Below are 22134 nucleotides of genomic sequence, written 5' to 3'. Positions count from 1 at the left end.
ATGAATAAGAACCAAGAAGCAATCAGTGTCCGTTTGTTGACGGCCGATATGACCGACTGGGTCTTGAAGGATTTTATCAATCAATATAAAACGGCTTTAAAGGAAGTCGTCGTTTTGCCTAGTGCCATTCGGCGGGCGAAAATCTTGGCACAAGGCTCTTCCTTACAAATCGGCGCAGTGATCGATTACCCCCTTGCCCAAGGAACACTGGCAAAGGTAGCGTTTGAAATCGGTCGGGCGTTTATGGAAGGTGCCGATTTTTTGGAAGTCTGGCTACCGGCTTCTTCCTTCATGGAAAATGATCGTGGCTTTGCGGAATTGACCGAAACGATTCGCTCCTTGACCTTGACAGGAGGGGAGATCCGCTTAGCTGTGCAAACCGAGATCATGAATGAATTGACGAAGATCCAAGTGGCACAACGCTTGAAAGAAGAAGCATGGCCAAAGATCGTGTTAGGACAAAAACAACCACTAGCAGAAGCATTGCACGACGTGAGCTTGTTTTCCTTAGATGGTGGCAGTCAACTATCGATCCAGATCAATCCTGACACAATAGATGAACAAGCTATGCAATCACTACAGGCTGCCGGCGCCGAGAAAATCGGGCTCTCGTATCATGTTTTTGAAGAATTGCTTAAGGACAAGCCGGCACCCGATGTGCTTTGAACAACAGCGATTGAAAAATAGCTGAAAAATTTGTATAATAATACTACTAAATAAGAACTGCAGGTTAGACAGGAGTCCCATGCTTAGAACGTTTGTCCGCAAGGCTTTGGGTGCGTGACGAAACGTTAACAGCGACTTCTGTCTGCCTTTTTGATAGCACAAAAAAGAAAAGCAGGAGGCGGAATGAATGGCAAAAGAAGTTATATTGACCGGGCCCAATGTCATCAAATTGGTCGCTCATTATATGAGTGAAGAACATGTTGCCTTTGTCCAAAAAGCATTAGATTACGCGACAGAAGCCCATAAAGAACAATTCCGTAAATCCGGCGAGCCTTACATTATTCATCCAATCCAAGTTGCGGGGATCTTGGCAGAATTGCAGATGGACCCTCATACCGTTGCAACTGGTTTTTTGCATGATGTCGTCGAAGATACCGATGTGACGTTAGCCGATCTGAAAGAAGAATTCGGTGCCGATGTAGCGATGCTAGTGGATGGCGTGACCAAGCTGGGTAAGATCAAGTACAAATCTCATGAAGAACAATTAGCAGAAAATCATCGGAAAATGTTGATCGCCATGGCGCAAGATTTACGGGTCATCATGGTCAAACTGGCTGACCGTTTACATAATATGCGTACGTTGAAACATCTGCGGGAAGACAAACAACGCCGCATCGCCCAAGAAACGATGGAAATCTATGCCCCATTGGCTCATCGTTTAGGGATCAGCCGAATCAAATGGGAACTAGAAGATATTTCTTTGCGTTACTTGAATCCACAGCAATATTACCGAATCGTGCATTTGATGCAGACCAAACGAGAAGAACGGGAATCCTACGTTTCCGAAACCGTGGAAGAGATTCGGATCGCTACGGAGGAACTAGATATCTATGCTGAGATCTATGGTCGACCAAAGCATATTTACTCGATCTATCGCAAAATGAAAGACCAAAAGAAACAGTTCAATGAAATTTATGATTTGTTGGCGATCCGAGTGATCGTTGACTCCATCAAAGATTGTTACGCGGTTTTGGGAACGATCCATACAAAATGGAAACCAATGCCTGGGCGGTTCAAGGACTATATCGCTATGCCAAAAGCCAACATGTACCAATCGCTGCATACGACGGTCATTGGTCCCAAAGGCAATCCTGTCGAGATCCAAATTCGGACCCATGAAATGCATGAGATCGCTGAATTTGGGGTTGCTGCGCACTGGGCCTATAAAGAAGGCAAGACCGAAAAAGTCCGAGCCGACAAGATGACCCAACAAGTTGGCTGGTTCCGTGAAATCTTGGAACTGCAAGATGAAAGCTATGATGCTTCTGAATTTATGGAAGGTGTCAAAGGCGATATTTTCAGCGACAAAGTCTATGTATTTACGCCAAAAGGTGATGTGACGGAGTTGCCTCAAGGCTCCAGTCCACTGGATTTTGCCTATAGCATCCATACCGACATCGGCAACAAAACTACTGGTGCCAAGGTCAACGGCAAAATGGTCCAATTAGACTATAAGCTGAAAAATGGCGACATTATTGAGATTCTGACATCACCGAATTCCTTTGGGCCAAGCCGCGACTGGGTCAAACTAGTGGCTACCAGCAAAGCGAAGAACAAAATCAAACGATTTTTTAAAGCCCAAGATCGTGATGAGAATATCATCAAAGGACATGAGGCAGTGGTTCGTACCTTACAAGATATGGGCTTTGTGCCAAAAGAATTCTTGACGAAAAGCAAAATGGCGGAAGCTTGCGAACGATTCAATTATCAAACAGAAGATGACCTGTTTGCCTCTGTCGGCTATGGGGAAGTCAGTCCCACGACCTTAGCCAACCGTTTGACCGAAGAAGAACGGCGCGAGAAACAAATCGAGAAGCAAAAGCAGCAAGTCCAAGAGATGATCAATCAACCGGCGAAAAAAGAACCAGAAAAAATGAAGGTTCGTCACGAAGGCGGCATTGTCATTGAAGGGGTCGATAACTTGTTGATCCGCATCTCCCGCTGCTGCAATCCGGTTCCTGGGGATTCGATCGTCGGCTATATTACTAAAGGGCGGGGAATCTCGATCCACCGCAGCGATTGCCCCAATGTTCAAAACAAAGAGGCAGCGAACCGTTTGATCGATGTTGAGTGGGAAGATGCCACCGACATCAACAAAGAATACGATGCCGATCTTGAGATCTACGGCTATGATCGGTCTGGGTTGCTCAACGATGTCTTGCAGACGGTCAATAGCGTCACGAAACGCTTAGTGAGTGTCGAAGCCAAAACCAATAAAGACAAAATGGCAACGATCCGTATCACGGTGGCGATTCAGAATTTGACTCATTTGAAATCGATCGTTGATAAAATCAAGCAGATTCCAGATGTTTACAGCGTCAGACGTACGAAGGGGTGAGAAAGAATGCGGGCAGTGATCCAGCGAGTCAGTCAAGCAAGCGTGTCGATTGAGGACAATATCGTCGGTGCGATCCAACAAGGGTTCATGGTTTTGTTGGGGATCACCCATGAGGATACAGGCGACGATGTGGCTTATCTCGTAAGAAAAATCAAAAATCTGCGGGTTTTTGAAGACGAAGAGGGCAAAATGAATCGGTCACTGGAAAGCATAAACGGCGCGGTCTTGAGTATTTCACAGTTCACCCTTTATGGGGAGACCAAGAAAGGCAATCGCCCTAGTTTCATTCAAGCGGCACCGCCAAGTATTGCGACCCCGCTTTACGAAGCCTTTAATGAAGGTTTACAAGCCGAAGGCATCACTGTTGCTACTGGAAAATTTGGCGCAGATATGCAAGTCGCCTTGGTCAATGATGGCCCGGTGACGATCGTGATCGATACGAAAGAAAAATAGGGAATACAAAACGAAGGATTTTCTCGCTGGAAAAGAGTCGGAGAATTCCTTCGTTTTTTTTATACTCTCGAAAGCGCTAAGCATTTTTGATGGAATCCAAGTGAAATCTAAGTTGAAATCGGGAAATCTTACAAAACTGTTAGCAAAAATTCCATTCTTTTATTTGTTATTTAACATCTTTTTCTTGTTCTTTTATAAGGGTTATTAAATGGAAATATCTTTTTCATCCGTTTTTTAATATTTTAAATTCGAAAAACGATCCTTTATTGCGATTGTTCTTGAGGGAGAAGTATGGAATAATTGTTAAAAAATAATGTCACTGGAGGAAATAACAATGAACTTTTGGCAGCGTGCAATAAAGAGTATCACCAGAAGAAAAGGGAAATCATTTATTTTATTTTTAGTTCTATTTATTTTAGGCAATGTGATCGCTGGTGCTGTAGCAATTCAACAATCCACTGCCAACGTGGAGCGAGAGACGAAACGCAAAATGGGGAACGTAGCTACGGTGGAAATGGATTGGGAAGGTTTTGAAAAAGACCATGCGGATGCTTCGGAGGAAGAGCAGTCACAAGAAGATTTTTATCCGAAACCACCAGCGCTGGATCTTTATGAGCAAATCGGTCAATTAAGCTATGTGAAATATTTTGATTACCAAAATCAAGCTTGGTTAGAAACAACAAAATTGAAAGCCTATACGCCGGAGGATGGATCGGTCGGCATGGGTGGCAACTACTTCTCTTTGAAGGGCGGAAATTTGGTTGAGCCATTAGACATGCAAGAAGGCTTGATTCGCTTGGAGGAAGGCGAGGGATTGACAGAAAAAGATGTCAGTGAATTGACGAACGCGGTATTGATCAGTAAAGAGATCGCAGAATTGAATAACCTGAGTGTCGGTGATCAATTGGTATGGGATACACGGGCAGAAGTCATGATGGAAGGTGGTTCAAGCGAGGGAGTAAGTGATGATAGTGAGGATGCGACGGACGAAACGGCTGAGAGTGGCAATCGTGTCGCGACCTTTGATTATCCCGTGACCATTGCAGGGATCTTTTCTGTAATTAAAAAGGATCAAAGCAATCAAAGTAGTTCATCAGATCAAAGTGATTCACAAAATAGTGATCAGGTATGGCAAGTGATGGAACAAATCAATACCTTTTATGCTAGCAATAATTTAGTGCAAGATTTTAACAAATTGCAGTCTGAAAAACTTTGGGGTCAAGAAGTGATCGAAGAAGAGTCAGACGCCTATTATCAACCGATCTTTGTCCTAAATTCAACGGATGACGTCGAAGCCTTTAAACAAGAAGCCGGTGCGTTATTGCCCCAATATTATCGTATCATTGCTAATACGGATCAATACGAGCAGATCGCCGGTGGCTTTACTCGGTTAGGGGTGATCGCAAATTACATCGTGATCATTGCGTCGATCGCAACCATCTTTATTATTTCCTTAGTGGTCTTGCTTTTCTTACGAGATCGGAAACAAGAATTGGGCATCTATCTCTCCTTAGGGGAAAGCCGTGGGAAAGTCATTGGACAGATCGTGATTGAAGTCTTGCTGGTTAGTTTAGCCGCACTGCTATTGTCCTTAGTGACCGGGAACTTATTAGGTGGTGCCGTTTCAAATACCTTGATGCAAAACGATTGGATGAGCAATCAAAATGATATGGGCGGTGTTTATTCTGGCGGTTTGATGGCAGCTGATATTGATTACATGGATATCAAGAATGCCTATCAAGTGTCCTTCTCAGCAGGCTACATCATTACGTATCTGCTGTTAGGTTTAGGAACCGTCTTGTTCTCAGCTATTTTACCGCTGTTGTATATTTTACGCTTGAATCCAAAGAAAATCATGATGTAGGAGGAACCAACGATGACTTTATTAGAAACCAAAGCAGTCGATTACTATTACCAAGACGGCGATCAGCGCCGCTATATACTGAAAGAGACCTCTGTTTCTTTTGAAAAAGGGACTTTCTATGCCATCTTAGGGCAATCTGGTTCGGGAAAAACGACGTTTTTATCCTTGATCAGTGCGTTGGATAGTCCGAAAAGCGGTCAAGTACTTTATGAAGGCACCGATATCGAAAAAATTGGGCATGAAAATTATCGCCGCGACGACATCAGTATCATTTTCCAAAGCTATAATCTGATTCCCTATTTAAGTGCAGTTGAAAATGTCTTAGTGCCGATGGCGATCACGAAAAATCAGCTGCCAGACAATCAGCGAGAAGTGGCATACAATTTACTGGATTATATAGGCATCACCAAAGAAAAAGCCGATCGGCTCGTCAATCAATTATCTGGTGGAGAACAACAGCGGGTAGCGATCGCCCGGGCGTTAGCCACCAATGTCGATATCATTTTAGCGGACGAACCAACGGGGAATTTGGATGAAGAAATGGAACAAGAGATCATCGATATCTTTAAGGAGCTGGCACACGTCCACAACAAATGTGTGATCGTCGTGACCCACGCTAACGAGATCGCTCAACAAGCGGATGAAGTCTTGTATTTACGTAAAGGTGTGTTGAGTAAACATGAGTGATTTTTTATCAAATTTTAGCCCGGACAACTATGATGGCAAAAAGAAATCCGCTGGCAATAGCGAGAAAAAAACTAGCGAACCTGTCGGAGATCAAAATGCAAGAGGCGCGGAGCAAGCGAGCAAACCAGCGGAGCCAACGACGGTTCACCAATCAGAAGAGCCGACAGCTAGTGAGCCGATGAGTCGCTCGGCAGCCCGTCAACAAACACAGACGACTGAAGCAAAAGCGGCGAGTTCTGGGACTGAGAAGGTAGCATCAAAGGAACCAGTCAGCCGTTTTGGTAAAGAAGAAACGGAATTTGATCCGACCTACAAAAAGCGTCAGCAGAAAAAAATCTTGCTGATTGCTTTACTGACCGCCTTGGCGGTTGCCGTGATCGGGATCGTCTATTATCAGATGACCCATGTGAAGGTGCCGGATTTCACTGCCCAAGATCTGTCAGAAGCGCGGACGTGGGGCATGGAAGAAGGCGTCGCTATCAAAGTGGAGCAAGAATATGACTTTGACAAAGACGTCAACCAAGTAATCGACCAAAGTGTCGACCCTGAGAAAAAAATCAAGAAGGGTGCCACACTGACACTGACGGCGAGTCTCGGGCCTGATCCTGAAGAACGCTTAGAGCTACCGGATTTTTCAGCGATGCAAGTGACCGAAGCAAAAGATTGGATCGCTAGCAATAAAGCCGAAAACCTCTCTTTGATCGAACAATTTGACGACAATGTAGCAGCAGAAGCTTTTATCAAACAAGAGGCGGCCAACAAAGAGCTTGATTTAGCCGAATACAAACGCAAAGACCGTTTGAGTGTCTACTATTCAAAGGGCAAAGAAGTCTTTGAAAAAAATATTGAAGTACCTGATTTTACAGGCAAAGCCAAAAGTGAAGCTTCTGAATGGGCGAAAAAGAATGACTTGAAATACAAAGAAGAAACCGTCTTTTCTGACAGTGTCGCCCTGGATCTGGTCGTTTCACAAGAACCAGTCAAAGGCAGCAAACTTGCGAAAAAAGAAGAATTTGTGGTGAAGGTCTCAAAAGGCCAAGCTTTGACCGTTCCAGATTTTTCACAATACACGATCGAAGAAGCCCAAGGACTAGAATCAAAAATCCCGCTGCAAGTCAGCACGGTCTATTCCGATCAAGTGGCGTATGGTAGTTTCTTGAGTCAGTCGGAGGAAGCGGGCAAAGAGTACAGCGAAAGCGATACTTTGCCAACTGTCAAAGTCGTCTACTCATTAGGCAGACCGTATTTGAAAGACATTCGTTTCCAAGCAACGGAAGGCGACTTGCCAAAACTATTCTTTGATGAATACAAATCAAAAGGCGCCAATGTCTATTACGAAATCTACTATGTCGATTCGGCGGAACCAAAAGGAACCGTCGTTGAAATGAGCCGCTACGGCGAGTTCATTCCCCTAGAAACGTGGATCACCATCGGTATCAGCCGCGGCAATCTGCAAGGCAGTACCCAAACACCGCCGGCAGAGGATGGCGGGGAGGCGGATGAACCGGTCAGTACCGCTAGTTCATCTGCTGCCGAATAATCTCGCAACCGACACTTTTTCACACAGCATCAAAAGGTAAGCACCCTTCCTTGGAAGGGTGTTTTTACTTACTAATTGTAAAAAAAACACGAGCGAGCCGCTTGAAATCGCTGGATCGATAAAGTAAACTTGATGGTAACGAGAAAAAATGGCTCCGCAGTGCCATCTATAGAAGGGACGAAACAAATGATAAAAAAATTACTCGCGAATGTTGGCAGCTATAAGAAGGACAGCTTGCTGACCCCTGTGTATGTAGCAGGAGAGGTTGCCTTAGATGTCATTATGCCCCTGATCATGGCCATGATGATCGACCAAGGGATCGAAAAAGGAGACGCCGGTGTGATTCTAAGAGATGGCGGCTTGCTTTTTTTATGTTCCTTGATCGCATTACTTTTAGGAACGCTTGGTGGACGAACGGCAGCGATCGCTTCGGCTGGTTTTGCCCGCAACCTGCGGCACAATCTGTTTCGCCGAATCCAAGATTTTTCCTTTTCAAACATTGACCGCTTTTCTTCCTCCAGTTTGATCACCCGCTTGACCACTGACGTGACCAACGTCCAAAATGCGTATCAAATGATTATTCGTATTCTGGTCCGCAGTCCGTTAGTTCTGATTTTCTCACTTGCAATGGTTAGCACCATCAGCCCAGAACTTATGACGATCTACTTAGTTGTTTTACCGATCTTAGCGATTGGCCTTGCCTTAGTGATTCGTTTTGCCCATCCGCTATTTCTAAAAGTATTCCGCATTTATGACCGCTTGAATAATGTGGTGCAAGAGAATCTACAAGGGGTTCGCGTCGTGAAATCGTATGTCCGGGAAGAACAACAAGAAGAACTGTTTGGCGAAGTGTCCACCGATGTTTATCGGAATTTCACTCTTGCGCAACGAATCGTCTCTTTTAACATGCCATTGATGCAATTTGCAGTCTATACATGTATGTTGCTCTTGTCATGGTTTGGTGCCCAGTTGATCGTGGAACAAAGTAGCCTGACGACTGGTGAATTAGTCAGCATGTTCAACTACACGATGCAGATTTTGATGAGCTTGATGATGATGTCGATGGCTTTCGTGCAGATTTTGATCGCACGAACGTCGGCAGAACGGGTCGTGGAAGTATTAGATGAAGAAAGTGACTTGAAAAATCCCGACGAGCCAGTCAAAGAAATCAAAGACGGCTCCATCATTTTTGAAAATGTCGGCTTTAGTTACGCCAATGACAAAAACAAGTTGGCGCTGACCGATGCGAATCTACGCATCGAATCCGGTGAAGTCATTGGGATCATTGGTGGAACCGGGAGCGGGAAATCCACCCTCGTCCAGCTGATCCCGCGCTTATATGATGTGATTGAAGGGCGTGTCATCGTCGGCGGTCATGATGTTCGCGACTATGATTTAGAAGCATTGCGGGACCAAGTAAGTATGGTCTTGCAAAACAATGTACTCTTTAGCGGCACCATCAACGACAATTTACGTTGGGGCAATGAAGAGGCGTCGGATGAAGAGATCCAGCGCGTGGCGACGATTGCACAAGCCGATCCCTTCATTCAAGAGTTTCCTGATAAATATGAAACGCAGATCTCACAAGGAGGGAACAATGTTTCCGGTGGGCAAAAACAACGGTTGACGATTGCTCGCGCCTTATTAAAGAAACCGAAAATCTTGATTCTCGATGATTCTACTAGTGCCGTCGACACCAAAACCGATCGCAGTATCCGCGAAGGCTTGAAACGAGAAATTCCGGGAACGACGACGATCATTATTTCCCAACGGATCAATTCGATCGAAGACGCCGACCGGATCATCGTAATGGATGATGGCAAAATCAATGGCATCGGTACCCACGAAGAATTGTTGGCAAACAATGCCATCTATCAAGAAGTGTACCATTCGCAGCAGAAAGGATTTGGTGAAGGTGAAGAATAGACAAGCAGCAAATCCCAAGCGCACATTAAAACGTTTATTGCGAACGATGTTTGGCGACTACAAAGGACAACTCCTATTCGTCGTTGTTATGATCTTGTTAAGTGCTTTTGCCAACGTTCGTGGTTCGTTGTTTTTACAAGTCGTGATCGACGATCATATCACACCGCTTTTAGGGCAAGCCAATCCTGATTTTGGCGGCTTGTTTCGGGCGATCGTCCAAATGGCGATCATCTACCTGATTGGGATCTTGGCCGCACTGATCTATAACTTTATGATGGTCAAGATCAGTGAGGGCACGCAGAAAAAAATCCGTGACCAAATGTTTACACATATGCAGTCTCTACCAGTCGGCTACTTTGATGCCCGCTCAGATGGCGACATCATGAGTCACTTTACCAACGATACGGACACGTTGCGTCAAATGATCTCCCAAAGTATTCCAAACTTGATGATGGCGGCGGTAACCTTTTGTTCTGTCTTTATCGCCATGTTCTCCATCAGTGTTCCATTGACTCTGTTCGTGATGCTGTCGGTTATTTTGATGCTGAATGTGATCCGCATCATTTCTCGCCGCAGCGGCCGCTTCTTTGGCGCACAGCAACGAGATTTAGGCGCTGTCAACGGGTATATCGAAGAAATGATGCACGGACAAAAAGTCGTCAAAATCTTCAATCATGAAAAAATCGTCATGGAAGAATTTGATGCCTTAAATGATCAACTGCAAGAAAGTGCCACTAAAGCCAATGTCAATGCCAATACCTTGATGCCGATCATGATGAACTTACTAAATGTCCAATATGTCTTGATCGCCATCATTGGTGGCCTGTTTGCCATCAATGGTGTTTCTGGACTGACGGTCGGGATGATCGCTTCTTTCTTGCAACTGAGCCGTTCATTGAATGGCCCTATCAGCCAAGTATCACAACAAATCAACTTTGTGATCATGGCATTAGCCGGTGCTGAGCGAATTTTCAACCTATTAGATGAAACGCCAGAAATCGATCATGGCTACGTCACACTGGTCAATGCCAAATGGTCGCAAGGTCAACTAGTTGAAACCAAAGAACGAACAGGCACGTGGGCGTGGAAACATCCCCACGAGGATGGAACCATTACCTATACGGAAGTGACGGGAGACGTGCGATTTGAAGATGTTGATTTCGGCTATGTCGATAATCAACTGGTCTTACATGAGATCAATCTGTATGCAGAGCCTGGGCAAAAAGTTGCCTTTGTTGGTGCAACAGGTGCTGGTAAGACAACGATCACCAATCTGATCAATCGATTCTACAACATCCAAGACGGGAAGATTCGCTATGATGGTATCAATATTGAAAAAATCCATCTGGAATCCCTCCGTCGCTCATTAGGAATCGTTTTGCAAGACACCCATTTGTTTACTGGAACGATTCGCGAGAATATTCGCTTCGGAAAACTGGATGCTAGTGATGAAGAAGTGCTGGCAGCAGCGAAACTAGCCAATGCCGACATGTTTATCAATCATTTGCCAGAAAAATACGACACCGTGATCACGGGCGATGGCGAAGGGCTTTCCCAAGGTCAACGGCAGCTGTTGGCAATTGCTCGCGCAGCGATCGCTGATCCGCCAGTGATGATCTTAGACGAAGCCACCTCAAGCATCGATACCCGTACAGAGCGGATCGTCCAATCAGGGATGGATCGTTTGATGTCTGGACGGACCGTGTTTGTGATCGCCCATCGATTGTCTACAATCCAAAACTCCGATGCCATCATGGTGATGGATCATGGCCGTATCATTGAGCGGGGGACCCATGAAACGCTGTTGGCAGAAAAAGGCACCTATTATCAGCTATATACTGGGAAAATCGAATTGGATTGATTCTGCCATTGCTACGGCTTGAAGCTGCAGCGACTGGCGATCTGCCTATTTTCCCCTTGTTTGCAACGACCGATTGGCAGTAAGCCAGTCGGTTTTTTTGCGCAGCTCGAAAAAATGGTATACTGTCACTGAGACAGCCGTAGAACGGCGGCAGCACGTAAGCAGTTGTGCTGCGGAAAATGGATTCCACGAGGTGAAAATATGAAACTAGCATTGGCAAAGATCGTTTTAGACGAAGAATGGTATGAGGTGGTCCAATCGGAAAAAGGGCTAGTGTATTTTGGTCGGCAGCAGGATCATCATGAATTACTCAAATTCTTTCCATTGGCTGAAATCAGTAGTATAGCTGACCTTGATCCAGTAATTGAAACGCAGCTGCAAGCTTATTTTGCAGGGGAACCAGTGACGTTTACTTTTGCGTTTGATTTTGTAGGGACACCGTTTCAACAAACCGTTTGGCAAGCACTGACCCAAATTCCTTATGGTGAAACCACTACGTACAGTGACTTGGCGCTGCGCATTCAACGTCCGACCGCTGTCCGAGCTGTCGCCAACGCAGTGGGGCGTAACCCAATGATGATCGTGGTTCCTTGTCATCGGGTGTTAGGAAAAAACGGCCGCTTGACGGGGTATCGGGGCGGGTTAGCAACCAAACGCCGACTACTGCAACTGGAAGGGATTCCGTTTAAAGAATAAGGAAAGCAAACTATTTATAGTAAAAAATACTAAAAAGCAATTTCATTTCCTTTTTTCTCTGGTATAATAAAATTGATTCCGGTTACAAGAAGGGGTGGAGGAAATGAACATCGTTGATTTGCAAAATGGTTCTGATATTCGAGGGATTGCGATCGCAACAGAAAAAGAACAGGTGACGCTGACGGAGCAAGCGGTTCGGCAAGTTGCTTCGGGCTTGCGCAACTGGTTGGAAACAAAGGGCAGCGGACCTTTTCGCGTGGCAGTCGGTCGTGACAGTCGCTTGAGTGGCGAAGCACTGCAAGAAGTGTTGATGGCACAGCTGCAGCAAGAAGGCGTGGCAGTGATCGATTGTGGCTTGGCAACGACACCAGCCATGTTTATGAGCACACAGTTTGCGGATTTCGACTGTGATGCTGGTGTGATGCTGACAGCGAGTCATTTGCCTTATTACTTTAATGGAATAAAAATTTTCAGCCGCCAAGGCGGTGCCGAAAAAATGGATATCCACTATATTTTGACCCACACTACCGTTCATGAGGCAGCGGAAAAAGGAAGCTATCAGCAAAAAGACCTGCTGACGCCCTATGCCCAAGATCTACTGCAAAAAATTCGCCAAGGGATGGGAACCAATGAGGAAAAACCTTTGGCTGGATTAAAGATCATTGTTGATGCAGGCAATGGTGCCGGCGGCTTTTTTGCTGAAAAAGTGTTGCTGCCGCTAGGGGCAGATACGAATGGCTCGCAATTTTTAGAACCGGATGGGCATTTTCCCAATCATATCCCTAATCCAGACAATAAAGAGGCGATGGCAAGTATTCGTGAAGCCGTCTTACGAGAACAAGCCGATCTAGGCATTATTTTCGATACCGATGTCGACCGCTCGGCTGTCGTGACCAAAAGCGGTGAGCCCTTGAACCGCAACAATATGATTGCTGTATTAAGCAAGATCATCTTAGCGGAACACCCAGGCACGCGCATCGTCACCAATTCGCCAACCTCCAATCATTTAAAAACTTTTATCGAAGCACTGGGAGGACAGCAAGTACGCTATATTTCTGGCTACCGCAATGTGATCAACAAAGCGATTGAATTGAATGAAGCAGGACTGGACACACAGTTAGCCATCGAAACCAGCGGGCATGCCGCGTTTAAAGAAAATTTCTTTTTAGATGACGGGGCGTACGTGATCGCCAAGCTCTTGATGATGCTGCCACAATTGCAACAGCAAGGCACGACACTGGATGAGCTGATCGCGGCGTTGCAACAACCCGCCGAGACCCAAGAATTGCGCTTTGCGATCCAAAAAGCCGACTATCAAGACTATGGTCGCCAAGTGATCGCGGATTTAGCCGATCATTTGCTGCCAGGCTGGCAGATCGATCCAGAAAATGAGGAAGGCATTCGCATCAACTTGACAGCGCCCTATGGCCAAGGCTGGTTCTTGCTGCGAATGAGCTTGCACGAACCACTGCTGGTGCTGCAGATCGAAAATGATGAAGCGGGTCATCTACCGGCAGTCGTTCAAGCAATCGGTCGCTTCCTATCGCAGTATGAAGCCATCGATCAAAGCAAACTGACACAGTTTTTAGCACAGCAACCAAAAATTTGAAGAAAAGCAGGGAACTAAAATGGTGATCTTGATGCTGCTGATCATGGCAGTGACGTATGGTGTGAATTTTTTCTTGTTTCGTTATTTGAACAAACGACCAAAAATCGATGTCGTTGAACGGTTATCAATGCTATTAGGTGTCAACATGAGTGTGCTTTTTTTCGATGGGATTTTATTGTTTATCGGAAAACTACTAATTGAGACTGTTGAGATCATCGAGTAACCTAGTCGTCCGTTTTTTGTTTGCCTCTTCACTGATTCCTCAGGACAGTGAAGAGGTTTTTTAGGGTTTGCTAAAAACGGCGATTAATGTTCGCATTCGTTTTTGATATTTGATAAAGTAAAGAGGAGAAAATTACGCAAAGTGAGGGAATTCACGGATATGGCAAAAATAATGGTAGTAGAAGATGAAGCGGTGATTCGCCAACTGATTATCGAAGAACTAGAAAAATGGCAGTTTGAGACCTTTGGCACGACGGATTTCCATCAAGTGTTGACTGACTTTGAAGAACAAGAGCCCCAACTGATTTTACTGGATATTAATTTGCCGGTTTTTGATGGCTACTATTGGTGTCAAAAAATCCGCGAAGCTTCCAAAGTACCAATCATTTTTATTTCCAGTCGCAATACCAATATGGATATGATCATGGCCATGAATATGGGGGCGGACGATTTTGTGACAAAACCTTTTGAGATCGACGTTCTGATTGCAAAAATCAATGCCTTATTGCGCCGTTCCTACAACTATGTAGAAAGCAGCAGCGAGACGTTAGTGCATAACGGTTTGACCCTCAATATCGACAACAGCAGCATGTATATCAATGGCGAAAGCATCGATCTTAGCAAAAACGAATACCGCCTGCTGTATATTTTGATGAAAAATCACGGCAAGATTTTAAGTCGTGAAAAACTCTTGCGGGCCTTATGGGATGACGAGCGTTTTGTAGATGACAATACCTTGACGGTCAATATCAATCGTTTGCGACGAAAAATCGAACAAGCGGGGATGAATGGCTACATTGAAACCAAGGTTGGTCAAGGGTATATCGTACCATGACAAAGTGGCGGGTTTTGCGCAGTTTTTTGAAAGATCGTTGGCTGCTGTTTATTGGCTGGCTGGTCTTTTTCGTGTTGACGGTCTTAGTTTTTTGGCTGACTCCTCATTCCCCGATGGATTGGGGTACAGTCGGCTATCTCTTTTTGATGCAAAGTGTCTTGATGGTGTTCTTTTTGGCAATCAGCTACTTATCTAAGCGGCGTTTTTGGCAAAAAATCACCCCCAAGCCCGGAGACAGCTTGCTGCAAAACTACTTGCAAGGAGCACGCTCGGCGGAAGAAGAACGGATCGAATCTTACATCAATCAGTTGATCCGAGAGCACCAAGAATTGATGCAGCAAGTCGTCAGCAATCAAGAAGAACAAAAGGAATACATCGATTCGTGGGTCCATGAAATCAAAGTACCTTTAGCCGCATCACGATTGCTTTTGCATTCGATCGAATTTGATATTCCAGATGAAAAATTCATCTTACTAGAAAATGAATTGAACCGCATGAACGAATACGTCGAGCAAGTCTTGTACGTCGCCCGTTTGGACAGCTTTTCAAAAGATTATCTGGTCCAAGAAATTTCATTGAAAGCCGTCATCCAGCCGGTTTTACGCAGTCAGGCAAATTATTTTATCCAAAAGAACCTGCACTATGCCGTTGAAGGTGAGGATCAGCAAGTGTTGACCGATGAAAAATGGCTCGGCTTTATCTTTCGACAATTGGTCAGCAATGCCGTTAAGTACACACCACAAAATGGGCAGCTGACAATTCGGATCGAAAAAGATGCCCAAGGAACCTATCTCCACTTGCAAGATAGTGGGATCGGCATTCCTAAAGAAGACATGCGTCGCATCTTTGATAAAGGCTTTACGGGCGAAAATGGGCGCCAAACGGACACCCACTCGACGGGATTAGGGCTCTTTTTAGCGAAAAGTTTAGCGAAGGAATTAGGCATCGAGCTAACGGCTTCGTCGACAGTTGGAAAAGGAACCACCATGACGCTGTTCTTTCCCTTGTTGAGTTATTATGAGGAAAAACGCTAATCTGCTTTTTTTCGAGTATCTTTTTGTGTTTTTTGACAAAAATCACTTGTCCCTAGAACGTTTTCACTGATACACTAAAGCCTGTGTTTAAAATTGAATGGTAAGGATGAATGAAATGGAGATACTCGTTGCATTAGTACCAATGTTTGCGTGGGGCAGCATTGGTTTAGTAAGTGCCAAACTTGGCGGGGATGCGAACCAGCAAACGCTAGGAATGACGATTGGTGCCTTTTTCTTTTCTCTGGTCGTATATTTTGTGACGATGCCAGTGATTGATGGAAAGGTGATTTTGATCGGTCTTTTGTCTGGTCTCTTTTGGTCCGTCGGTCAAAACGGTCAATTCCATGGCATGAAATATTTAGGTGTGTCTGTTGGACTGCCGCTTTCAACCGGCATGCAGCTGATTTTAAATACGGTCGCCGGTGCATTGTTTTTTGCGGAATGGACCCAGACCCGCGATTATGCATTAGGTGTTAGCGCGTTGATCTTATTGGTGATCGGGGCTTATCTGACCGCTCGCCAAGATGGTGAAAGTCCGGTAGAAGCCGGCAGCAAGATGCTTGATTTTCCTAAAGGATTTCGGGCATTGATCTCATCCACTATTGGGTACGGCGCCTATACGATTTTGATTACTTGGGCAGGATTGGACCCATTGGCGATCATTTTGCCACAAAGTGTCGGGATGCTGATCGGTGCCAGCCTATTTGCTTTAAGAAAGACGAAGGTCGACCGTTTTGTAGGGAAAAATACCTTGTCAGGATTGTTATGGGGCATCGGCAATGTCTGCATGCTGATCACGGTTCAGCACGTCGGACTAGCGGTGGGCTTCTCATTGTCGCAGATGGGAATCATCATTTCAACGCTAGGCGGGATTTTTATTCTCGGCGAAAAGAAAACCAAAAAAGAACTGCGGTATGTGGTGATTGGTTGTCTGCTGGTGATTATCGGCGGTGTTTTGCTGGGGTATATGAAAGCAACATAAACGTATATTTTTGAGGAGGAGTTATGGATTTATTTCGAAAAAAAGTCATACAACGGGAAAGTGTGACGAATTTAAAAAAAGAGTTGAAGTTAAAAGATTTGATTATGTTGGGGATCGGCGCCATTATCGGCACAGGTATCTTTGTTGTTACAGGGACTGCTTCTGCTGAGTATGCCGGACCGGCATTGATTCTTTCCTTTGTTGTAGCTGGTATCGTTGTTGTGTTATCAGGGCTTTCTTTTGCGGAATTTGCTTCTCGGATCCCCGTTTTAGGGGGCGCCTATTCGTATCTGTATGTCGTTTTTGGTGAATTTACCGCGTGGCTGGCAGGCTGGTTTTTGATTTGCGAGTTCTTATTGGCCGTTTCTTCGGTGGCATCTGGCTGGTCAGGCTATGTGCAAGGCTTTTTGGCCAGTGCGGATATCCATTTACCAACTGCGTTGACGGGCGGTTATGACCCAAGCAAGGGGACCTACATTGATTTGATCGCTGGTTTAGTCATTATTTTTGTAACCTTGTGGGTCAGCCAAGAAGCGAAAAAAGCGTTACGTTTGAACAATGCCATGGTATGGGTCAAATTCGGCGTGATCCTCTTGTTTATCGTCTTTGGTGCCTTTTTCGTGGAACCAGACAACTGGCAGCCCTTTATGCCCTTTGGTTTTTCAGGCGTTTTTAATGGTGCAGCGTTAGTTTTCTTTGCTTTTCTTGGCTTTGATGCCGTCGCAATGGCGGCGGAAGAAGTCGAAGATGCCAAGAAAAATGTCCCTCGAGGAATCATTGGTTCCATTGCGATCGCAACTGTCCTTTATATCATTGTCACACTGATCATGACGGGAATCGTTCCGTTTGCTGAATTAGGAGTCAATGATCCGGTAGCTTTTGCGATGCGTTATGTCGGTCATGGGGTTGTCGGATCAATCATTTCTGTGGGTGCGATCTTGACCTTATTAACAGTGACGATCGCTATGATGTACTCCTTGGCGCGTCTGTTATATGCCATCAGTAAAGATGGGTTATTGCCAAAAGCGATGCAAGCCATTGATCCAAAGCATCAAACACCAAAGAAAGCGACCTACATCGCGGGTGTTTTTGCTTTCTTCTTTGCGGCAGCTTTCCCATTGAATATCTTGGCAGAATTGACCAACATTGCGGCATTGTCGTATATGATCTTAATGTCCTTAGGAATCATCAAGCTGCGGAAGATGATGGGCCCACCTGCTAAAGGCGAATTCAAAGTACCACTGGTACCGTTATTGCCTTTGTTGTCCGTTGCCAGCTGTCTCTTCTTGATGACCCGTCTACAAACGGCGACCTGGATCGTTTTTGGGATCTCCTTAGTGATCGGAATCGCGATCTATTTTGTATATGGCTATCGTAACAGCGAATTAAATGAGAAAATTGACGAATAGGATTGTGAAAAGGCAAAGACCCGGATGCGGTTTTTGTCTTTTTTTATGTAAATATAGCCGAGCTTCCTATAAGCAGCGTTTTAGGAGGCTTTTTTTGTTATTCAAATAGTGGTCATTTCTGGTGCTGATCATTGCAATGACAGTCTTTCTTGATCAAAAGTCCTCTATGAATCTGCTTTTTTTGAGAAATTTTCCAAATGACAGATTCGCTAAAGGTTCATCCAGTATGCTTTTGTTAGAGAAAAAAAGAGAGGATGTTGGCAATTGAATTATATGAAACGGGCATGGCTGAGTGTGACGAGAAAGCGAGGAAAATCTGCAATATTGTTTGCTGTTATTCTAATTTTAGGAAATGTGATCGCTGGCGCAATTGCGGTCAATCAGTCGACTCAAAATGTCGAAAAGCAGATCAAAAACCAATTAGGTTCCCTCGCAACGATCGATATCGACTATGAATCCTTGATGGCAAATAGTGAGGGCGGCGCAAGTATGGAGGAGATTCAGCCGCTGCCGGAGGAGCTGATCAAACAAATTGGCGAGCGCTCGGAAGTCAAACAGTATGACTATTTGCGAGAAGCATCGATTGCTGTTGAAAACTTCAAACCTTATCGTTTTAGTCGTCAAGAAGATGATGACAATGTCATGATCGTTGGGGGCATGCTTTCCTTGATCCATTTGGCAGGAACCAATCTCTTAAAGCCGCTAGACTTTGAAGAAGGTACGGTGAATTTAACACAGGGACGCTTCTTCACTGAAGAGGAACAGCGTACCGGAAAACGTGTGGGGTTGATTTCTGAAGAGTTGGCTCAGGAAAACGGCTTAGCCGTCGGTGACACCATGGTCTTAGATGGACAGTTTATCGACTATTCGTCTGGTGAAGAGACAGAGAAACAAAAAGGCAATGATTACCCAATTGAAATCGTCGGGATCTTTAAAAACACAAATTTAGAAAAAGCGAATGAAAAAAATGATAATTCGAGTTCGTCCTTTTTTGATGATAGTCCCTTCAATCGTATCTATATGCCAAATGATGCTGTGAAAACGATTGTTGAAGAGGAACGTGCGGGGCAACAAGCGGCATTTCCAGCGACAGATCCTGGTTCTGATAAGGATTTCTTTACCCCGCAATTTATTTTGAATCAACCAGAAGATGCAGAACAATTCAAACAAGAGGTGACACCACTCTTGCCAAATGGCTATAAGGTCAATGCTTCTACGGATGAGTATGACCGTGTGGGAACCAGTATGAATCGCTTATCACAAATTTCCTCGTATGTCGTAGTGATTGCGGTGATTGCTTCCTTGATTATTATCTCCTTGATCATTGTCTTGTTTACCCGAGATCGTAAATATGAGTTAGGTATCTACCTTTCGTTAGGGGAACGCCGGAAATACGTGTTTGCACAGATTGTGATCGAACTCCTGTTGATTGGTGTCAGTGCAATGCTGATCTCCTTGGTTACAGGGAATATGCTGGGCAAGATGGTTTCTGAATCTTTGTTAACCAGCAGTATGCTAGAGGCAAACCAGACAGGGATGGAACAATTCTTTGTGGGTGCACCGAAAATCGACCAAGCGACGATCAACGAGGCGTTTCGCGTTCAATATACCTTATCTTATGTGATCGCCTTTTTAGCGACTGGGATCGTGACGATCTTGCTTTCGGCAGTGGTGCCGCTGTTGTATATTTTACGGTTGAATCCGAAAAAAATCATGCTGTAAGGAGCGATGAACATGGCAATTTTAGAAACAAAAGACATGACGTATTACTACCAAGATGGCGAGAATCGCCGGAAAATTTTAGATAAAACCAATATCTCCTTTGAAAAAGGCAAATTTTACACGATCTTAGGAAAATCAGGCTCAGGAAAGACCACTTTTCTTTCCTTGATCAGTGCATTGGATCAGCCAACCGATGGGGAAGTGTTTTTTGAAGAAAAAAATATCAAAACGATCGGTTATGAAGAATATCGCCGCAACAAAATCAGTTTGATTTTTCAAAGTTACAACTTGATCCCTTATTTGACGGCTTTAGAAAACGTCCTTGTTTCGATGGCGATTTCAGACAACAAACTCCCGGATCAGCATGATCAAATTGCGTATCGTTTGCTGGACTATATCGGCATCAATTCCACGAAAGCCGATCGTTTCGTCAATCAGCTTTCCGGTGGGGAACAGCAGCGGGTCGCCATCGCTCGTGCTTTAGCGACCAACGTTGATATCATTTTAGCCGATGAACCTACCGGGAATTTGGATGAAGGCATGGAACAAGAAATCGTGGATATTTTTAAAGAACTAGCGGCGATCCACAACAAGTGCATCATCGTAGTGACCCATTCGACCGAGATCGCCAAGCAGTCAGATCAGACTTTTTACTTAAAAAAAGGTGCGTTGACGGCCTATGAGTGATTTTTTATCGAAGTTTGAAGAAGAACCGAAACAGCCAGACAAGGGATCAGCAGCAGCCGAAGTACCTTCTTCCCGTGCTTCCCGCAAAGAAAAAGGTTCAGCTTCTTTAGAAGAGGGGATCGAACATGATCCCTCCTTCAAAAAGAAGCGGCGAAAAAAACGACTGCTAGGGTTAGCTGCCTTGCTTGGACTCTTTATACTCAGCGGCTTTTTATTTTTCCAATTGGCGTATGTCCGGTTGGATAACTTTGTGGACAAAGAGATCTCAGAGGTCAGAGAATGGGCAGCGGAACATGATCTTGCGGTTGATGTCACACCAGCCTATGATGAAGCCCCAGCCAATCAAGTGATCGCCCAAGCAGAAGCCGCCAGAAGTCGAGTCAGAAAAAGAAGCACCCTGCATCTAACCGTGAGCCAAGGACCTGATCCAGAAGAGAAATTGGCATTGCCAGACTTTATGGAAATGACGAGGGACGAGGCAGCAGAGTGGATCGAAAAAAATCAAGCAAACAATTTGACGATCGTCGATGAATACCACGATGAGATCGAGGAAAAAGCACCGATTCGAGTAGAATTTACCAATAAAGAAGTCTCACGAGAGAACTATCATCGTCGAGATGTCGGACGAGTCTTTTATTCCAAAGGCGAAGAAACCTTTGAAAAAGATATTGAAGTACCAGACTTTAGTGATAAAACCCGTGCAGAGGTAGAAACATGGGGGAAAGCCCATGAGCTGGAGCTTGAAGTCAAAGAACAGGCTTCGGATACTGTGGAAGAAGGCAAGGTCATTGAACAAAGCGTGGCACCAAAAGAAAAAATCGCGAAACGGGATGCGTTTCAAGTAACGATTTCCCTAGGGAAAGGGGTCACCGTACCAGACTTTTCAACGATTTTACCAGATGATGCCCAGGCCGCTGTTGAGGGTGTCACTGTGCGGATGCGGATGCAGTTTACTCAGAGTCTGCCCTATGGACAATTGATCTCGCAAAGTGAGACCGCCGGGACCGTCTTAACCAGCAAAGATGACCAAGGCATTGAAGTCGTCTATTCGGCAGGACAACCTTATATCAAAGATTACCGTCGAAGCGAGATCCTTGAAGGGGATCTGCAAAAACTCTTCTTTGATGAATTCCGTTCAAAAGGGGCGAACATCAGCTATCAAGTCCGTTATGTCAATTCAGCAGAACCCTACGGGACAATCGTGGGGATGAGCAAGTTCAATCAGTTTTTACCGTTAGAAGATACGATTACCTTCGATATCAGCTTAGGCAATCAGACAGCCCCAGCGGCATCTGATTCTGAATAGTCGCTTTCTTTTTTAGTCAACCTGCAAAAGGAGGAAACCCATGCGTCATCAAGAGAATTTTCAAGACCTTAGGAAAAAGCTGTTTGTGTTTTTACTAAGCGGTATGGTAGCATTGTTGCTACACATGTGGATTCATCAAACAAGTGTACACATGCGGATCGTTTCAACAGAACCTTTTATTGGAGAACAATTGGAATGAGTCTATAGGAATGATTGTGCTTACTGAAAAGTGATTGA

19 protein-coding genes are annotated in these 22134 nt (G+C 44.8%); all 19 read left to right on the top strand.

Annotated elements, in window-relative coordinates; genetic code table 11:
- The 19 genes from IGJ12_RS14955 (at window position 1) to IGJ12_RS14865 (ending at window position 22096) form a co-directional block, all read left to right on the top strand.
- Window positions 1-666: a deoxyribose-phosphate aldolase gene (locus IGJ12_RS14955; protein ID WP_016621954.1), complete on the top strand. Its 666-nt coding sequence runs from the start codon at window positions 1-3 to the stop codon at window positions 664-666.
- Between the two features lie 187 nt (window positions 667-853).
- Complete coding sequence (locus IGJ12_RS14950; RefSeq protein WP_005233463.1) at window positions 854-3064, top strand: RelA/SpoT family protein; 2211 nt, start codon at window positions 854-856, stop codon at window positions 3062-3064.
- 6 nt (window positions 3065-3070) lie between these two features.
- Window positions 3071-3517, top strand: coding sequence for a D-aminoacyl-tRNA deacylase (gene dtd, locus IGJ12_RS14945; protein ID WP_008382058.1), 447 nt, complete (start codon window positions 3071-3073; stop codon window positions 3515-3517).
- 313 nt (window positions 3518-3830) lie between these two features.
- Window positions 3831-5381 (top strand): ABC transporter permease, encoded by a 1551-nt coding sequence (locus IGJ12_RS14940; RefSeq protein ID WP_016621953.1) that lies wholly within the window; start codon window positions 3831-3833, stop codon window positions 5379-5381.
- A gap of 12 nt (window positions 5382-5393) precedes the next feature.
- Window positions 5394-6068, top strand: coding sequence for an ABC transporter ATP-binding protein (locus IGJ12_RS14935; protein ID WP_005227776.1), 675 nt, complete (start codon window positions 5394-5396; stop codon window positions 6066-6068).
- A complete protein-coding gene (locus IGJ12_RS14930) occupies window positions 6061-7608 on the top strand; it encodes a PASTA domain-containing protein (RefSeq protein WP_005233477.1) in 1548 nt (515 codons plus the stop codon). Before IGJ12_RS14935 ends, IGJ12_RS14930 begins: the two co-directional genes overlap by 8 nt.
- A gap of 186 nt (window positions 7609-7794) precedes the next feature.
- Complete coding sequence (locus tag IGJ12_RS14925) at window positions 7795-9534, top strand: ABC transporter ATP-binding protein (protein WP_008382065.1); 1740 nt, start codon at window positions 7795-7797, stop codon at window positions 9532-9534.
- Window positions 9473-11395, top strand: a complete 1923-nt coding sequence (locus tag IGJ12_RS14920) for an ABC transporter ATP-binding protein (RefSeq protein ID WP_228085046.1) — start codon at window positions 9473-9475, stop codon at window positions 11393-11395. The genes IGJ12_RS14925 and IGJ12_RS14920 overlap by 62 nt, the downstream gene beginning before the upstream one ends.
- 201 nt (window positions 11396-11596) lie before the next feature.
- Window positions 11597-12091, top strand: a complete 495-nt coding sequence (locus IGJ12_RS14915) for a methylated-DNA--[protein]-cysteine S-methyltransferase (protein ID WP_005233483.1) — start codon at window positions 11597-11599, stop codon at window positions 12089-12091.
- A gap of 103 nt (window positions 12092-12194) precedes the next feature.
- Window positions 12195-13700, top strand: coding sequence for a phosphoglucomutase (locus IGJ12_RS14910; protein WP_005233485.1), 1506 nt, complete (start codon window positions 12195-12197; stop codon window positions 13698-13700).
- Window positions 13701-13719: 19 nt separating this feature from the next.
- Window positions 13720-13923, top strand: coding sequence for a hypothetical protein (locus tag IGJ12_RS14905; RefSeq protein WP_005227790.1), 204 nt, complete (start codon window positions 13720-13722; stop codon window positions 13921-13923).
- A gap of 159 nt (window positions 13924-14082) precedes the next feature.
- Window positions 14083-14757, top strand: a complete 675-nt coding sequence (gene sapR / locus IGJ12_RS14900) for a two-component system response regulator SapR (RefSeq protein WP_005227794.1) — start codon at window positions 14083-14085, stop codon at window positions 14755-14757.
- Window positions 14754-15791 carry a two-component system sensor histidine kinase SapS gene (gene sapS / locus IGJ12_RS14895; protein WP_016621950.1) on the top strand — a complete coding sequence of 346 codons (1038 nt, stop codon included), beginning with the start codon at window positions 14754-14756 and terminating at the stop codon, window positions 15789-15791. Before sapR ends, sapS begins: the two co-directional genes overlap by 4 nt.
- 115 nt (window positions 15792-15906) lie before the next feature.
- Complete coding sequence (locus tag IGJ12_RS14890; RefSeq protein ID WP_430619163.1) at window positions 15907-16773, top strand: GRP family sugar transporter; 867 nt, start codon at window positions 15907-15909, stop codon at window positions 16771-16773.
- Window positions 16774-16796: 23 nt separating this feature from the next.
- A complete protein-coding gene (locus IGJ12_RS14885; protein ID WP_005233503.1) occupies window positions 16797-18182 on the top strand; it encodes an APC family permease in 1386 nt (461 codons plus the stop codon).
- A gap of 273 nt (window positions 18183-18455) precedes the next feature.
- Window positions 18456-19904 carry an ABC transporter permease gene (locus tag IGJ12_RS14880; RefSeq protein ID WP_016621948.1) on the top strand — a complete coding sequence of 483 codons (1449 nt, stop codon included), beginning with the start codon at window positions 18456-18458 and terminating at the stop codon, window positions 19902-19904.
- 12 nt (window positions 19905-19916) lie between these two features.
- Complete coding sequence (locus tag IGJ12_RS14875; RefSeq protein ID WP_008379303.1) at window positions 19917-20591, top strand: ABC transporter ATP-binding protein; 675 nt, start codon at window positions 19917-19919, stop codon at window positions 20589-20591.
- Window positions 20584-21897 (top strand): PASTA domain-containing protein, encoded by a 1314-nt coding sequence (locus IGJ12_RS14870; protein WP_430619162.1) that lies wholly within the window; start codon window positions 20584-20586, stop codon window positions 21895-21897. Before IGJ12_RS14875 ends, IGJ12_RS14870 begins: the two co-directional genes overlap by 8 nt.
- Before the next feature lie 40 nt (window positions 21898-21937).
- The gene (locus IGJ12_RS14865) at window positions 21938-22096 is read left to right on the top strand and encodes a hypothetical protein (RefSeq protein WP_016621946.1); all 159 of its coding nucleotides are present in this window, start codon (window positions 21938-21940) and stop codon (window positions 22094-22096) included.
- Window positions 22097-22134: the final 38 nt, after the last annotated feature.

Origin of the sequence: Enterococcus sp. DIV0802b (assembly GCF_050543535.1) — a bacterium.
GTDB classification, from domain to species: domain Bacteria; phylum Bacillota; class Bacilli; order Lactobacillales; family Enterococcaceae; genus Enterococcus_D; species Enterococcus_D entomosocium.
The sequence above is the reverse complement of the archived record's forward strand: the minus strand, read 5'-3'. Positions and strand labels throughout refer to the sequence as shown.

What these genes read in the sequence shown, in the direction of transcription:
- IGJ12_RS14955 (WP_016621954.1), top strand. Translation starts at nt 1, where the DNA reads ATGAATAAGAACCAAGAAGCAATCAGTGTCCGTTTGTTGACGGCCGAT.
- IGJ12_RS14950 (WP_005233463.1), top strand. Translation starts at nt 854, where the DNA reads ATGGCAAAAGAAGTTATATTGACCGGGCCCAATGTCATCAAATTGGTC.
- dtd (WP_008382058.1), top strand. Translation starts at nt 3,071, where the DNA reads ATGCGGGCAGTGATCCAGCGAGTCAGTCAAGCAAGCGTGTCGATTGAG.
- IGJ12_RS14940 (WP_016621953.1), top strand. Translation starts at nt 3,831, where the DNA reads ATGTCACTGGAGGAAATAACAATGAACTTTTGGCAGCGTGCAATAAAG.
- IGJ12_RS14935 (WP_005227776.1), top strand. Translation starts at nt 5,394, where the DNA reads ATGACTTTATTAGAAACCAAAGCAGTCGATTACTATTACCAAGACGGC.
- IGJ12_RS14930 (WP_005233477.1), top strand. Translation starts at nt 6,061, where the DNA reads ATGAGTGATTTTTTATCAAATTTTAGCCCGGACAACTATGATGGCAAA.
- IGJ12_RS14925 (WP_008382065.1), top strand. Translation starts at nt 7,795, where the DNA reads ATGATAAAAAAATTACTCGCGAATGTTGGCAGCTATAAGAAGGACAGC.
- IGJ12_RS14920 (WP_228085046.1), top strand. Translation starts at nt 9,473, where the DNA reads ATGCCATCTATCAAGAAGTGTACCATTCGCAGCAGAAAGGATTTGGTG.
- IGJ12_RS14915 (WP_005233483.1), top strand. Translation starts at nt 11,597, where the DNA reads ATGAAACTAGCATTGGCAAAGATCGTTTTAGACGAAGAATGGTATGAG.
- IGJ12_RS14910 (WP_005233485.1), top strand. Translation starts at nt 12,195, where the DNA reads ATGAACATCGTTGATTTGCAAAATGGTTCTGATATTCGAGGGATTGCG.
- IGJ12_RS14905 (WP_005227790.1), top strand. Translation starts at nt 13,720, where the DNA reads ATGGTGATCTTGATGCTGCTGATCATGGCAGTGACGTATGGTGTGAAT.
- sapR (WP_005227794.1), top strand. Translation starts at nt 14,083, where the DNA reads ATGGCAAAAATAATGGTAGTAGAAGATGAAGCGGTGATTCGCCAACTG.
- sapS (WP_016621950.1), top strand. Translation starts at nt 14,754, where the DNA reads ATGACAAAGTGGCGGGTTTTGCGCAGTTTTTTGAAAGATCGTTGGCTG.
- IGJ12_RS14890 (WP_430619163.1), top strand. Translation starts at nt 15,907, where the DNA reads ATGGAGATACTCGTTGCATTAGTACCAATGTTTGCGTGGGGCAGCATT.
- IGJ12_RS14885 (WP_005233503.1), top strand. Translation starts at nt 16,797, where the DNA reads ATGGATTTATTTCGAAAAAAAGTCATACAACGGGAAAGTGTGACGAAT.
- IGJ12_RS14880 (WP_016621948.1), top strand. Translation starts at nt 18,456, where the DNA reads ATGAAACGGGCATGGCTGAGTGTGACGAGAAAGCGAGGAAAATCTGCA.
- IGJ12_RS14875 (WP_008379303.1), top strand. Translation starts at nt 19,917, where the DNA reads ATGGCAATTTTAGAAACAAAAGACATGACGTATTACTACCAAGATGGC.
- IGJ12_RS14870 (WP_430619162.1), top strand. Translation starts at nt 20,584, where the DNA reads ATGAGTGATTTTTTATCGAAGTTTGAAGAAGAACCGAAACAGCCAGAC.
- IGJ12_RS14865 (WP_016621946.1), top strand. Translation starts at nt 21,938, where the DNA reads ATGCGTCATCAAGAGAATTTTCAAGACCTTAGGAAAAAGCTGTTTGTG.